Raw genomic sequence first — 13132 nt, 5'->3', positions numbered from 1 at the left:
GACACAGCCATGGCGGACGGCTTCCCGCCCCCGGGCCCGGACCCGGTCGGCCCCGCCCCCGCCGTACGGCCGTTCCTGGTCACCGCCGGCCGGGTGGCGGACAGCGCCTCCGGACCGGCGATGCCCGTCGAGACCCAGGTGGTGGCCACCACCGCCGGGCTCGACGCGCTCGTCCGGCTCTCCTTCGAGCAGCACGACATCATCGCCGCGTGCCGGCTTCCGCAGTCGCTCGCGGAACTGGCGGCACGGCTGCGACTGCACCTGAACGTGGTCCGGGTGCTCGCCGAAGACCTGCGTGAGGCCGGGCAGCTGACCGTGCATGTGCCCGACTTCGAAGCCACCCACGACTCGTCCGTCCTGCGCAGGGTTATCGACGGCCTGCGGGCCATCCCAGACTCCCGAGGGGTACTCCGTGACACCGACTGACTCGCTGACCCGGGGGACCGGGCGTACGGCCGTACGGCCGCCGCTGCCGGTGAAGATGGTCATCGCGGGCGGTTTCGGCGTGGGCAAGACCACCGCCGTCGGCTCGATCTCGGAGATCGAGCCACTGACCACCGAGGCGTCGATCACCGAGGTCGCGGCGGGCGTGGACGACCTGACGCTCACCCCGCGCAAGACGACCACGACCGTGGCGATGGACTTCGGCTGCATCACCATCGACCCGACGCTGAAGCTGTATCTGTTCGGCACGCCCGGGCAGGAACGGTTCGGCTTCATGTGGGACGACATCGTCGAGGGCGCGCTCGGCGGGCTGGTGATCGTTGACACGCGTCGCCTGGACGACTGCTATGCCGCGGTCGACTACTTCGAGCACCGCGGGATTCCGTTCGCCATCGCCATCAACGCGTTCGACGGGCATGTCGAGCACACGCTGGACGAGGTGCGGTGGGCTTTGGACGTCGCGGAGGGGACTCCGCTGGTCGTCTTCGACGCACGTGAACGGGGTTCGGTGCGCGACGCGCTGCTGGTTGTTCTGGAACTGGCGCTGGCGCGGCGCGAGGGGTAGTGCGGCGCAAGGGGTAGTGCGGTTGTGGGGAACTGCGGGCCGTACGTGGCCGGCCGCGCAGTTCCCCGCGCCCCTGACGTCAGCTGCTCCTGCGTACGCCGGGAGACACCGTCAGTCTCTGTATCGCCCAGAAGATGCCCAGCGTCGCCAGGGCCATGGCCGCCACCAGGGTGGCGCCGCCCACGACCTTCTCGTAGTTCTTCTGGTAGAGGCCGTCGATGATGTAGCGGCCCAGGCCGCCCAGGCTGACGTACGCCGCGATCGTCGCCGTCGAGACGATCTGGATGGCCGCCGAGCGCAGGCCGCTGAGGATCAGCGGGAGGGCGACCGGGAGTTCGACCTGGAAGAGGACGCGTGCCTCCGGCATGCCCATGCCGCGCGCCGCGTCCACCGGGGACGGGTCGACCGAGCGCATCGCCTCGTACGTCGTGACCAGGATCGGCGGTACGGCGAGGATCACCAGCGGGATCATCACCGGCAGCAGGCCGAAGCCCAGCCAGATGAACATCAGGACCAGCAGGCCGAAGCTGGGCAGGGCCCGGCCGGCCGTGGCGATCAGGGCGAGGGTGTTGCCGCCGCGGCCGTAGTGGCCGGTGATCAGGCCGATGGGCAGGCCGATGACGGCCGCGTAGGCGAGCGCCTTCAGCGAGTACTGGACGTGCTCCCACAGGCGGGTGGGGATGCCGTCGTACCCGTGCCAGTGCGAACTGTCGCTGAAGAAGGCGTGGACGAAGTTGAGGACGTTCACCGGGTGCTCTCCTTCGGCATCCAGGGCGTCAGCACACGGCGCAGGAGGACGAGGAGGGCGTCCGCCAGGATCGCCAGCACGGCCGTCGTCACCACGGAGTTCACCGCCAGCTCGGGACGGTGGTAGGTGTTGGCGTCGTTGAGCAGGTTGCCGAGGGCGCCCTGGTTGCCGATCAGCATGCCGACGCTGACCAGCGAGATACTGGAGACAGTGGCCACCCGCAGGCCCGCGATGATCGCGGGGACGGCGATCGGCAACTGCACCTGGAAGTAACGGCGTACGGGGCCGAGGCCCATGGCGGTGGCGGCGGCGAGGGTCTCGGCCGGGACCGAGCGGACGCCGTCCACGATCGCCGGGACCAGGACCACCAGGCTGTACACCGCGAGCGGGATCATCACCGTCGTCTCGGTCTGGCCTGTGTAGTCGATGAGGACCACGAAGAAGGCCAGCGAGGGGATGGCGTACAGGATCGTGGTCACGCCCAGGACGGGCGGGTACAGCCAGCGGAAGCGCACACAGAGCTGGGCGATCGGGAGGGACACCAGCAGGCCGGCCAGCACCGGGACGAGGGCCTCGCGCAGATGCAGGCCGATCAGCCCGAAGTAGGTGTTCTGGAGGTCGCTGGGGATGTCGAAGAAGCCGCTCATCCCCCGACCTTCGTGTCGTCGCGGCCCTCGGCGTGGGCGGTGCGGATCGCGGCGCCGATGACCTGCTGGGAGACGACGCCGACCGCGCGTCCCTCGCCGTCCACGGCCACCGCCCAGCCGGTCGGCGAGAGCACGGAGCCGTCGAGGGCGGCGCGCAGCGAGTCCCGGCCGGGCACGAACGGCCGCCCGTACGGCAGCAGCCGCTCCGTGTCGATCGAGCCGGCGGTCAGCTCACGCGGCTCGCCCCAGCCGAGCGGCCTGCCGTCCAGGTCCGTCACGAGGAGATAGGGGGCGTCCGTCGAGGTGCGGGCGCCGAGCTTGGTGGCGTCGGCGTCGACGGGCACGATCGGGGCGGTCTGCAACGCGAGGTCCGCCGAGGGGAAGAAGGACAGCCGGCGGATACCCCGGTCGGCGCCGAGGAAGTCCTCGACGAAGGCGTCGGCGGGGTCGGTGAGCAGTTCGGCGGGCGGCGCGTACTGGGCGAGGTGCCCGCCGGTGCGCATCACGGCGACCATCGTGCCGAGCTTGATCGCCTCGTCGATGTCATGGGTGACGAAGACGATGGTCTTGCCCAACTCGTCCTGAATACGGAGGAGTTCGTCCTGCAGGCCTTTGCGGACCACGGGGTCCACGGCGGAGAACGGCTCGTCCATCAGCAGCACGGGCGGGTCGGCGGCGAGCGCCCGGGCCACACCGACGCGCTGCTGCTGGCCACCGGAGAGCTGGTACGGGTAGCGCTTGGCGAGGGCCGAGTCCAGGCCCACCCGCTCCATCAGCTCGCCCGCCCGGGCCCGCGCCTTCTGCTTGCTCCAGCCGAGCAGCCGGGGCACGGTGGCGATGTTGTCGATGATCGTGCGGTGCTGGAAGAGACCGGCGTTCTGGATGACGTAACCCATCGACCGGCGAAGGGTGTTGACCGGCTGCGCGTGGATGTCGGCGCCGTCCAGGAGGATACGGCCCTCGCTGGGCTCGACCATCCGGTTGATCATCCGCAGGGTCGTCGTCTTGCCGCAGCCCGAGGGGCCGACGAGGACGGTGATCGAGCGATCCGGTATCTCCAGGGAGAGTCGGTCGACGGCGACCGTACCGTCCGGGTACCGCTTGGTGACTGAATCTATCCGTATCAAAACGCCGAATGCCCTTCGGGTTTGGCTGAGACTGCCCAGTTTTCGACCACGGTCGCCGTGGCACAGGCCGTTGCGGGGAGAGTCTAGACCGCAAGTGTTTCAGCACTTTGGCGGCTGACTGGTCGTCTTCAGTCTGTGACCTGCCGCCCCGCTCCCGGCCGCTTCCTGGGCGCCCGACCGGCATCCGCTGTGCGGAACCTGTGAGTTCCCTGATTCTCATCGCCCGCTCAGTGAAGCCTCACGGCCGCCCCAGACAGCGCCCCGATCGTCATGGTCATGAACGAAACGAACGCGGGAGGCGTCCGGCGCCGGTCGGTAGAGATCGTGGTGCCGGTCCACAACGAGGCCCATGTCCTCGCCGACAGCATCGGCCGTCTCCACGCATACCTCGAGGACTCCTTCCCGTTCCCGTTCCGCATCACGATCGCGGACAACGCGAGCACGGACGCCACCTGGACGGTGGCGACCGGCCTGACCCTGCGACTGCCGCACGTGCACGCCCGGCGGCTGGAGGAGAAGGGCCGGGGCCGCGCCCTGAAGCACGTGTGGAGCCGGTCCACGGCCGACGTGGTCGCCTACATGGACGTCGATCTGTCGACCGGGCTCGAAGGCTTCCTGCCGCTGGTCGCCCCGCTGCTGTCCGGGCACAGCGACCTCGCCGTCGGCAGCCGGCTGCACCGGCAGTCGGCGGTGGTGCGCGGCCCGAAGCGCGAGTTCGTCTCGCGCTCCTACAACCTGCTGCTCAAAGCAGGCCTCGGCGCCCGTTTCCGGGACGCCCAGTGCGGCTTCAAGGCCGTGCGCACCGAGGTGTTCCGGGCGCTCGCCCCGCACATCGAGGACACCGCCTGGTTCTTCGACACCGAACTGCTGGTGCTCGCCCAGCGCAACCGGCTGCGCGTCCACGAGGTCCCGGTCGACTGGGTCGACGACCCCGACAGCCGGGTCGACATCGTCCGCACCGCCGTCGACGACCTCAAGGGCATGGGCCGGATGTTCCGGGCCACCGTCACCGGCCGGACCCGCGTCCCCGCTGTACCCCGTCGTACCACCGTCCCGCAGCACGTCGCGGTCCTGCCCACCGGGGCGGCCACCGTCACCGAGCCCCTGGAGTACGCGTCATGACGACCCTCGCCCCGCCGCCCGCCCCGGTCCAGGACGACCGGCACCGGTCCGTCGCCCCGCCGGTCTCCCGCGCCAAAAGGCTGTTCACGGGCGCGCCCGAGGACCCGCGCTGGGCCCGCCCCGCCCTGTGGGCGGTCCTGCTCCTGGCCACCGCCCTGTACGCCTGGAACCTCTCCTCCGTCACCGGCAACACCTTCTACAACGCGGCCGTCTACTCCGGCACCAGGAGCTGGAAGGCGTTCTTCTTCGGCGCCCTGGACGCCGGCAGCTTCATCACCGTCGACAAACCCCCCTTCGCCCTGTGGGTGATGGGCCTGTCCGCCCGCGTCTTCGGCTACGGCACCTGGCAGTTGATGCTGCCGATGGTCGCCGTCGGAGTCGGCTCGGTCGCCCTGCTGTACCGGCTGGTCAAGCGGGACTTCGGGGTCGTGGCGGCCACGATCGCCGCACTGGTGCTGACCCTGACGCCCATCACCGTCGCCATCGACCGCGACACCAACCCCGACCCGATCCTGGTCTTCCTGATGCTGCTCGGCGCGGCCGCGCTGCTCAAGGCCGTGCGCACCGGCCGGTTGCTGCCGCTGGTGTGGTCGGCGGTCGCGATCGGCTTCGCGTTCAACACCAAGATGATGCAGGCGTACGTGGTACTGCCGGCCTTCTTCCTGGTCTACCTGTGGGCCGCGAACGTGTCGTTGGGCCGGCGCGTCCGCAACCTCGCCGTCGCCACGGTCGCGTTGATCGTGAGCAGCGCCTGGTGGATGGTGATCGTCGACCTGATCCCGGCCGCCGACCGGCCCTACATCGGCGGCTCCACCGACAACACCGTGTGGGACCTGGTCATCGGCTACAACGGCTTCGGCCGGATCTTCGGAGCGAGTTCGTCGGTGGGCTCGGCAGGCAACGGGGCCAGTTTCGGTGGCAGTTCGGGTCTGTACCGGATGTTCAACGACATCATGGGCGGCCAGATCTCCTGGCTGATCCCGTTCGCCGCGATCGCCCTGGCCGGTGCGCTGGTGCTGCGCGGCCGGGCGCCGCGCACCGATGCCAGGCGGGCCGCGCTGCTGCTGTGGGGCGGCTGGTTCGTCCTGCACTTCCTGACCTTCTCCCTCGCCGAGGGCACCTTCCACCCGTACTACGTCACGGCCATGGCGCCCGGGATCGCGGCCGTGGCCGGCGCGGGCGGGGTCATGCTCTACCAGGCCTTCCGCGACGGCTCGGCCGCCATGGGGGTCCCCCCGCGCGAGCGCATTCGAGCGTGGGGGAGGGGTTGGGTGCTCCCGGTGGCGGTCGCCGCCGGCACCGTCTGGGCGGTCGTCCTGCTCCAGCGGGTCTCCGGCTCCGGCACGGTGTACACGGTCGCCGAGGTGGTTGCCGCGCTGGGCGGTGCGCTGGCGGTGGCCGGGCTGCTGGTCGGGCGGTTCATGCGGCGGCGGAAGCTGATGGGCTTCGCGGCGATCGCGGCGATCGTCGCCCTGCTGGCCGGCCCGGCCGCCTACTCCGTGTCTGCGGCCACGACCGCGAGCACCAACGGCACCAACCCGACGGCCGGCCCCAACACCGGTGGCGGTATGGGCGGTACGGGCAGCAGCGGTGGCCGGCGGCCGAGCGGCAGCGCACCGAGCGGGACCATGAGCGGCACCGCCCCGAGCGGTTCCGGCAGCTCCGGCGGGCAGTCCATGGGGCAGCCGCCGACCGGAACGGGCAGCACCGGAACGGGCAGCACGAGCAGCGGCTCCAGCAGCCGGTCACAGTCCGGTCGGACCGCCGGCGGCACGGGCGGCGACACCCAGGTCGGCTCGGCGATGATCACGTACCTCAAGAAGCACCAGGACGGGGCCACCTGGCTGGTCGCGGTGGCCACCGACCAGACGGCCTCCTCGATCATCCTGCAGTCCGGTCAGCCCGTCATCTCCATGGGCGGCTGGTCCGGCAGCGACGACGCGATGACCCTCGCCAAGCTCAGGAGCCTGGTGAAGTCGGGCAAGCTGCACTACATCGTGGTCAGCAGCGGCGGCGGCCAGGGCACCAACTCCGAGATCGCGACCTGGGTGAAGAAGCACGGCAGCGCGGTGAGCGCCTACAGCGGTCTGTACCGCCTGGACGCGTCCGACGTGAACTGATCGCACCCCCGGCGGAAAGGGGGGCCGCTCCCGGCGGCCCGCCTTTCGCACGTTCCTGGGATCACGCGGCGACCGGCAGCCCCGCCGTCCGCAGCACGGCGTGCGCCGCGTCCACCACGAACACCTCGCAGCCCGGCCGGCCCGCCGCCCACTCTGCGCCCGCCGCACCCATCGCGAAGGCGGCGGTGGCCACGGCGTCGGCCTCCGTCAGGGTCGCGGCGACGACGGTGACGCTGAGCAGCCCGGTGGCCGGACGGCCGGTGCGTCCGTCGAGGATGTGGTCACCGCGCTCGTACCGCCCGGAGGTCGCGACCGCCCCGTCCGTGATCTCAAGGACGTTGCACAGTTGATCGGCGTGCTCGGGGTGCCGTATCCCGACCCGCCAGGGCCCGCCGGACACCACCACGTCTCCCCCGGCGTTGAGGCAGAACCGGCGGGCTCCCGCCGCCGACAGCAGCTCCGCCGCCCGCTGCACCGACCAGCCCTTGACCACCGCGCACGGGTCGAGGCCCCGGCCCGGCAGCCGTACGTCGAACGCGCCACCGGTAGCCAGCCGGTACTCCTCGCACAGCGCGAGCACCTCGGCGAGGTCCGGGCTCACCCCGGTCTCGGAGAGTTCGCCCCGGTCGAGCCGGGAGACCTCGCTGTCCGGCCTGAACGGGCTGAACCGCTCGTCGACCTCGCGCAGCCAGGCGAAGACGGCGTCCGCGGCCCTGCCGAAGTCCCCCTCGTCGTCCGTCCGCAGCGACACGGGGAACCCCATGACGTGTTCGACCCGGTGCATGATCAGCCCTTCGCGTCGATCGCGGCCTGCAGGGACTTCCGGTAGCCGTCGCTGGTGATCGTCGCGCCGGAGACCGTGTCGATGTCCGCGCTCTGCGCCTTCAGCGTCTCCGAGATCAGTACCGGCACGGCCGCCGTCGTCTGCGGGTGGTCGGGCTGCTGGAGCATCCTCACCGCGGCGATCCTGTCGCCGTCGAAGGTCACCTGGACCTGGACGGGGCCCTTCTCGGTGTTGATGGTCGTGCCCTGGACGACCGTGCCCGAAGCGGCGGTCCCCGAGGTGGACGGGATCGTGACGGGCTCGGTGGCGGAGGTCGTCGTACCGCCGATGGACGGCTCGTAGCGCCAGACGGGGATCAGGCCGGCGATGCTCAGGGCGACGACAGGTATGGCTCGCTTCACGGTGTCTCTCTCATCCCGCCAGGCTGAAACGCTCGAAATGGATCTGCGGCTCGGGCACGCCCAGGTCTCCCAGGCTGCGCAGCACCGCGTTCATCATCGGCGGCGGCCCGCACAGGAAGACGTCCCGGTCGGCGATGTCCGGCACCAGTTGGATCAGCTCGCGCGGCGCCAGCCTGTCGGGGACCGGCGGGCCGGTGACCAGGTGCAGTTCGGCGCCCTTGGCGACGGCGAGGTCGCGCAGTTCGTCGTAGAGGACGGCGTCCCGGTCGGTGGCGACGCGGTAGATGACGACCGCGTGGCCTTCGAGGTCCTCCAGGAGGGCGCGGACGGGGGTGACGCCGACGCCGCCCGCGATCAGCAGGGACTCGGTCTTCCGGCGGTGCAGGGTGGTGAAGGCGCCGTAGGGTCCCTCGGCGAAGACCCGGGTGCCGACCTTCAGGTGGCGCAGGGCGGCGCTGCCGTCGCCGGCGGCCTTGGCGGTCAGGCGCAGGGTGCGGCCGTCGGGCGCGGCGGAGAGGGAGAAGGGGTTCGCCTGCCACCAGCGGTCCTTCGTGAGGAACCGCCACAGGAAGAACTGGCCTGCTCGCGCGCCGAGCCGGTCGAGGTCGCGGCCGGTGACGTAGACGGAGACCACGTTGTCCGACTCGGGGACGACGGCGGAGACGCGGAACTGGTGGCGGTGGTTGCGCCACAGCGGCAGGGCCAGCCGGCCCAGGGCCACCGAGCCGAGCGCGACGCCCCACAGGACGTACCAGTACGCCGTGGCGGTGGACGACGCCGTGAACGTCGTACCGACCGCGACCTGGTGGCTGAAGGCGAGCACCACGGCCACGTAGGTGTACAGGTGGATGAAGTGCCAGGTCTCGTAGGCGAGCCGGCGGCGGGCGTAGCGGGCCGAGACGGCGCCGACCACGAGGACGATGCCGAGCGCGACGACGGCGCGCAGCACACCCTCGGTCGTCTCGGCGAGGTCGACGACCTCGCCGATCGGGCCGACGCCGGCGCCGTCGGCGTAGCCGAAGCTGATGAAGACGGCGTGCCCGAGCAGCGTCCACAGCAGGGCGAAGCCGGTCCAGCGGTGCCAGGAGGTCAGCCGGTCCATGCCGATCCGGCGGTCCAGCCAGGGCAGCCGGGCGACCAGCACCAGCTGGAAGGCCATGACGAGGGCGCCGTACAGGCCGAGGAAGCGGCCGATGACGATCAGGGCGTTGGAGGCGAAGCCCGCCTGGGCGAAGAAGTAGGCGACCACGGCCGCGTTCACGGCGAGCGCGGCGTACAGGCCCGTGCGGGCCACCACCCCGGGGCGTATCGCCGTGGGGGGCGCAGGGGGTGATTGGACGGTCGTCACGGGTCGGCAGCTCCTTGATCGGGTCCTGGGAGTCGAGCTTCACCCGTGGCTGCTGTCGTTTTCCTGTCGGACGACTTTCAACTGGTTATCGATGTGTTTTCGGTGTGGGCGCGGGTCTGGCGTCCGCCACCGGGTAGCGCAGTATGAGCGGGTGGAAAAAGTACGACTCCTCGTCGTGGACGACGACCCGCCGATCGCCGACCTGGTCGCGACGGTCGCACGGTACGAGGGCTGGGAGGCGGTCACCGCGTACTCCGGTGAGGACGCGCTGGCCCGGGCCGCCGAGTTCCGGCCGGACATCGTCGTGCTCGACCTGATGCTGCCGGACGTGGACGGCTTCGGTGTCCTGGACCGGCTGCGGCGCTCCGGGACGATGGTGCCGGTGGTGTTCCTCACGGCCCGCGACGGGGTCGCCGACCGGGTCGCGGGGCTGACCCGGGGCGGGGACGACTACCTGGTCAAGCCGTTCGCGGTGGAGGAGCTGATGGCCCGGCTGCGCACGGTGCTGCGGCGCAGCGCGGGGCCCGGCTTCCAGCGCTCGGTCCTCCAGGTCGCCGACCTGACGATGGACGAGGACACCCGTGAGGTCCGGCGCGGCGAGCGGCTGTTCTCGCTGACCCCGACCGAGTTCGAGGTGCTGCGCTATCTGATGCGCAAGTCGCCGACCGTGCTCACCAAGGCGCAGATCCTGGACCATGTCTGGGAGTACGGCTTCGGCGGCCGCTCGAACGTGGTGGAGCTGGTGGTCAGCCGGCTGCGCCGCAAGCTGGACGAGGCCGGCGGGGAACCGCTGATCCACACCGTGCGCGGTTTCGGGTACGTCATACGGCAGCAGGCGGCGGAGTGACCGGCCGGCTGCGCCGCTGGTACCGGGGCAGGCGCCGGTACCGGAACATGCGTCTGGGCACCCGGCTGGCGCTGGGGCTGGGGGCGCTGGCCCTGGTGGTGTTCGCGGTCGTCGGCACGGCCCTGACCACGTACATGCGGGACTACCTGTCGGCGCAGCTGGACGACCAGCTGGGGCTGGCCCAGGTCGCCCAGTCCAAGAGCATCGCGCAGAACGGCACTCTGCAGGGCAAGAAGTACTACCGCTGGTACTACGCCGTGTACGACGTCTCGCACGGCTCGCCGGTGCTGCGCAAGCCGGAGGAGCGGGGCGATCTGCCCGCGGACATCGGTGACCTCACGTCGGTGGCGAAGGCGCAGATCGCCGCAGGCACCGAGGTGCTGAGCACCACGGACCTGACCGGGGAGGGCGAGTACCGGCTGCGCGGCTGCGAGGTGGAGCCGGGGGTGGTGCTGGTCAGCGGCGCGCCGATGGACAGCATCGACGACACGGTACGGCAGCTGGTCACGGTCCAGGTGGTGGCCTTCGGGCTGGCGCTGCTGGCCCTTGTGGTGTTCGGCCGCCGGCTGCTGCGGCACGGCCTGGAGCCGCTGAGCGACATGGCGCACACCGCCCATGGCATCGCCTCGCACAATCTGACCGAGTCGGCGGCCCGGCTGCCGCTGCGCGCGGCCAAGCGGGGCGGCGGCCCCGAGGTCGAGGAGCTGCGCACCGCGTTCAACACGATGCTCGAACACATCGACCGGTCCCTCGCCGTCCGCGCGGAGGCCGAGCAGCGGCTGCGCCGGTTCGTCGCGGACGCCTCGCACGAGCTGCGCACCCCGCTGATGTCGGTGCGCGGCTACGCCGACCTCTTCCAGTACGCGGCGGCCAACGCCCCCGAGGAACGCGACAAGCACCTGGCCCGGCTGCGCGCCGAGGCGGCCCGGATGGGCATCCTCCTCGACGACCTGCTGCTCCTGGCCCGGCTGGACGCGGCCGAGGTGGAGGCCCCGCTGCGGCTGGAGGACGCCGACCTGACGGAGCTGGTGCGGGAGGCCGCGGACGCGTTCCGCGCGGCGCACACCGACCATCCGCTGACGGTGACCGTCGGTCCGGACCCGGTCCCGTTGCGCCTGGACCCGGTCCGCATCCGCCAGGTGCTGGACAACCTCCTCACCAACGCGGCCGTCCACACGCCCACCGGCACGCCGGTCGCGGTGACGGTCACCACGGCGCCCGGCTCGACGACGGTGAGCGTCGCCGACCGTGGCCCCGGCATCCCGTCCGCCGACCGGGCCCGGGTCTTCGACCGCTTCTACCGCGTCGACAAGGCCCGCAGCCGCGACCGCGGCGGCAGCGGCCTCGGCCTGTCGGTGGCCCGGGCCCTGGTGGAGGCACACGGCGGCACCATCGGGCTGGGCGACGGTCCGGACGGCACGACCGTGTTCACACTGAAGTTGCCCGGGTAGCCCACGGCGGCCAGGATCGGGGCAGCGGCGGCGGACGGGCAGTCGGCGCCGCGGCCCCGCACCGGCTCGGCGTCCCCGTCCGGCGTCAGCCACCGGATCCCGGGCGGTACTTGCCGTGGCGCGGTCCTGCGGGCCGGCGTTGTCTCCGGGCCCACCGTCACAGGCCCGGTGCCCTCTCCTCCTCCGGGATGAAGGTGAACCCGCCCTGCCGGGGATGCGGGCGGGCCGCCAGGACCGCGACGTCGTCCTCGGCGTTGCGGGCGTCGAGGCGGGTGAGGATGGACTCCAGCAGGGCGTCCACGCCGACGGCCGGGCTGAAGTGCAGGTCCGCGAGGCGGTTCAGGGAGCGGTCGATGTCCTCGCCACGGTGTTCCACCAGTCCGTCCGTGAAGAGGACGAGGGCTTGGTCGGGGTCGAACCGGTGGGTGGCCGATTCGTAGCCCCCGAAGCCCGTGCCGAGCGGCGGGCCCACCGGGACCGGCAGCAGGGAGGTCCGGCCCTGCCCGGTGATCAGGGCGGGCGGGAGGTGGCCGGCGCTGGACAGGGTGACCTGACGGCGGCCCGGGTCGACGCGCACCAGCAGACAGGTGGCGGGTCTTCGGTCCGCCTCGTTGGACGAGATGGTGTCCATCTGGCGCAGTACCCGGTGCGGGGGCAGCTCGGAGGAGGCGATGTAGCGGAGCGAGGACCGGTAGGCGTTCATGTCGACGGCGGCTTCCAGGCCGTGGCCCATCACGTCGCCGACGACGAGCAGGGTGCGGCCGAAGTGCAGCCGTACCGTCTCGCACCAGTCGCCGCCGACCAGCACCCGGCCGCCGGCCGGTAGGTAGCGGATCGCCACGTCAAGGTTGGGATGCGGTCGGCCGGGCTCGGACAGCAGGGCGCGCTGCAGGTCGCCGGCGGTGCGGTTGACGTGCTCGTACTCGCGGGCGTGCCGGATGTGGGAGGCCGCGCGTTCGGCCAGGAAGGCGAGCAGTTCGGCCTCCGCCCGGACGAAGGCCATCCCCTCGCGGGCGCAGACCAGGACGCCGTACTGGTCGGAACCACTGGTCAGGGGCACGCACACGGCCGGACGGGTGCGGCTGCCGGCCGGGCGGGACAGCCAGGGGTCCGCCCAGTGGTCGGCCGCCGGGGAGCCCGCGTCCCGGGCGACCGCGGTGGCCCAGCGGGCGTCGGGCAGCATGTCGGCGTCGCCGGTGATCGACTCGTAGCCGGAGACGGTCTCGCCCACCCGCCGCATCACGGCAGCCCCGCCGCCGGTCAGCCGTACCGCCGCCCGGGACAGTTCCGTGCAGGTCGTGGACTCGTCGAGGGTGGTGCCGATGCCGGCCGCGGCCGTCCGCAGCATTCTGAAGGGCGCGGAGGGGTCGGCGCCCGCGACGGACCCGTCCACTGCTCCCGGGCCATCGGCGGACGCGGGTCCCCTGCGGGACTGGAACCATCGCGCGACACCCGACACCCTCACAGAATCTCAAACAGCGCCCCTGGGGGCACCAGCCACCCGCGCCGCACGGTCGCCGGAGGTGGT

General features: G+C 71.7%; 13 protein-coding genes. 6 read left to right on the top strand and 7 right to left on the bottom strand.

What is annotated here, in order from left to right; translation table 11 throughout:
* The first annotated feature begins 9 nt into the window (after positions 1–9).
* Positions 10–426 (top strand): DUF742 domain-containing protein, encoded by a 417-nt coding sequence (locus tag ACWGJB_RS36690; protein ID WP_453384368.1) that lies wholly within the window; start codon positions 10–12, stop codon positions 424–426.
* Positions 413–1009, top strand: coding sequence for a GTP-binding protein (locus ACWGJB_RS36685; RefSeq protein ID WP_351729130.1), 597 nt, complete (start codon positions 413–415; stop codon positions 1007–1009). Before ACWGJB_RS36690 ends, ACWGJB_RS36685 begins: the two co-directional genes overlap by 14 nt.
* 79 nt (positions 1010–1088) lie before the next feature.
* Here ACWGJB_RS36685 and ACWGJB_RS36680 read toward each other — a convergent pair whose 3' ends face one another.
* From ACWGJB_RS36680 to ACWGJB_RS36670, 3 genes are read right to left on the bottom strand one after another with little or no spacing between them, the layout of a single operon-like run.
* On the bottom strand, positions 1089–1757 hold the full coding sequence (locus ACWGJB_RS36680) for an ABC transporter permease (RefSeq protein ID WP_453384367.1): 669 nt from the start codon (positions 1755–1757) through the stop codon (positions 1089–1091).
* Positions 1754–2404, bottom strand: a complete 651-nt coding sequence (locus ACWGJB_RS36675) for an ABC transporter permease (protein ID WP_453384366.1) — start codon at positions 2402–2404, stop codon at positions 1754–1756. The genes ACWGJB_RS36680 and ACWGJB_RS36675 overlap by 4 nt, the downstream gene beginning before the upstream one ends.
* Positions 2401–3531, bottom strand: coding sequence for an ABC transporter ATP-binding protein (locus ACWGJB_RS36670; RefSeq protein ID WP_453384365.1), 1131 nt, complete (start codon positions 3529–3531; stop codon positions 2401–2403). The genes ACWGJB_RS36675 and ACWGJB_RS36670 overlap by 4 nt, the downstream gene beginning before the upstream one ends.
* Before the next feature lie 276 nt (positions 3532–3807).
* On the opposite strand from ACWGJB_RS36670, the gene ACWGJB_RS36665 reads away from it, so the two are divergent.
* Both ACWGJB_RS36665 and ACWGJB_RS36660 read left to right on the top strand, forming a co-directional pair.
* Complete coding sequence (locus tag ACWGJB_RS36665; protein ID WP_453384364.1) at positions 3808–4653, top strand: glycosyltransferase; 846 nt, start codon at positions 3808–3810, stop codon at positions 4651–4653.
* Positions 4650–6773 (top strand): ArnT family glycosyltransferase, encoded by a 2124-nt coding sequence (locus ACWGJB_RS36660; RefSeq protein WP_453384363.1) that lies wholly within the window; start codon positions 4650–4652, stop codon positions 6771–6773. Before ACWGJB_RS36665 ends, ACWGJB_RS36660 begins: the two co-directional genes overlap by 4 nt.
* Before the next feature lie 61 nt (positions 6774–6834).
* Here ACWGJB_RS36660 and ACWGJB_RS36655 read toward each other — a convergent pair whose 3' ends face one another.
* The 3 genes from ACWGJB_RS36655 to ACWGJB_RS36645 are packed head-to-tail and all read right to left on the bottom strand — an operon-like array spanning position 6835 to position 9306.
* On the bottom strand, positions 6835–7557 hold the full coding sequence (locus tag ACWGJB_RS36655) for an FAD:protein FMN transferase (protein WP_453384362.1): 723 nt from the start codon (positions 7555–7557) through the stop codon (positions 6835–6837).
* Between the two features lie 2 nt (positions 7558–7559).
* Positions 7560–7958, bottom strand: a complete 399-nt coding sequence (locus tag ACWGJB_RS36650; RefSeq protein WP_453384361.1) for an FMN-binding protein — start codon at positions 7956–7958, stop codon at positions 7560–7562.
* Positions 7959–7968: 10 nt separating this feature from the next.
* A complete protein-coding gene (locus ACWGJB_RS36645; RefSeq protein WP_453384360.1) occupies positions 7969–9306 on the bottom strand; it encodes a ferredoxin reductase family protein in 1338 nt (445 codons plus the stop codon).
* A 91-nt stretch (positions 9307–9397) separates the two neighbouring features.
* Here ACWGJB_RS36645 and ACWGJB_RS36640 point away from each other — a divergent pair, with 91 nt between their 5' ends.
* Entirely contained in the window at positions 9398–10153 is a 756-nt protein-coding gene (locus tag ACWGJB_RS36640) for a response regulator transcription factor (protein ID WP_453384359.1), read from the top strand.
* Positions 10154–10200: 47 nt separating this feature from the next.
* Positions 10201–11604, top strand: coding sequence for a sensor histidine kinase (locus ACWGJB_RS36635; RefSeq protein ID WP_453384424.1), 1404 nt, complete (start codon positions 10201–10203; stop codon positions 11602–11604).
* A 157-nt stretch (positions 11605–11761) separates the two neighbouring features.
* Here ACWGJB_RS36635 and ACWGJB_RS36630 read toward each other — a convergent pair whose 3' ends face one another.
* A complete protein-coding gene (locus tag ACWGJB_RS36630; RefSeq protein WP_453384358.1) occupies positions 11762–12997 on the bottom strand; it encodes a PP2C family protein-serine/threonine phosphatase in 1236 nt (411 codons plus the stop codon).
* Positions 12998–13132 lie beyond the last annotated feature (135 nt).

This window comes from Streptomyces sp. NPDC054813, assembly GCF_053611365.1.
This window is presented reverse-complemented; position numbering and strand designations above follow the sequence as displayed.

What these genes read in the sequence shown, in the direction of transcription:
- ACWGJB_RS36640 (WP_453384359.1), top strand. Translation starts at nt 9,398, where the DNA reads ATGTGTTTTCGGTGTGGGCGCGGGTCTGGCGTCCGCCACCGGGTAGCG.
- ACWGJB_RS36660 (WP_453384363.1), top strand. Translation starts at nt 4,650, where the DNA reads ATGACGACCCTCGCCCCGCCGCCCGCCCCGGTCCAGGACGACCGGCAC.
- ACWGJB_RS36655 (WP_453384362.1), bottom strand. Translation starts at nt 7,557, where the DNA reads ATGCACCGGGTCGAACACGTCATGGGGTTCCCCGTGTCGCTGCGGACG.
- ACWGJB_RS36635 (WP_453384424.1), top strand. Translation starts at nt 10,201, where the DNA reads ATGCGTCTGGGCACCCGGCTGGCGCTGGGGCTGGGGGCGCTGGCCCTG.
- ACWGJB_RS36665 (WP_453384364.1), top strand. Translation starts at nt 3,808, where the DNA reads ATGAACGAAACGAACGCGGGAGGCGTCCGGCGCCGGTCGGTAGAGATC.
- ACWGJB_RS36675 (WP_453384366.1), bottom strand. Translation starts at nt 2,404, where the DNA reads ATGAGCGGCTTCTTCGACATCCCCAGCGACCTCCAGAACACCTACTTC.
- ACWGJB_RS36690 (WP_453384368.1), top strand. Translation starts at nt 10, where the DNA reads ATGGCGGACGGCTTCCCGCCCCCGGGCCCGGACCCGGTCGGCCCCGCC.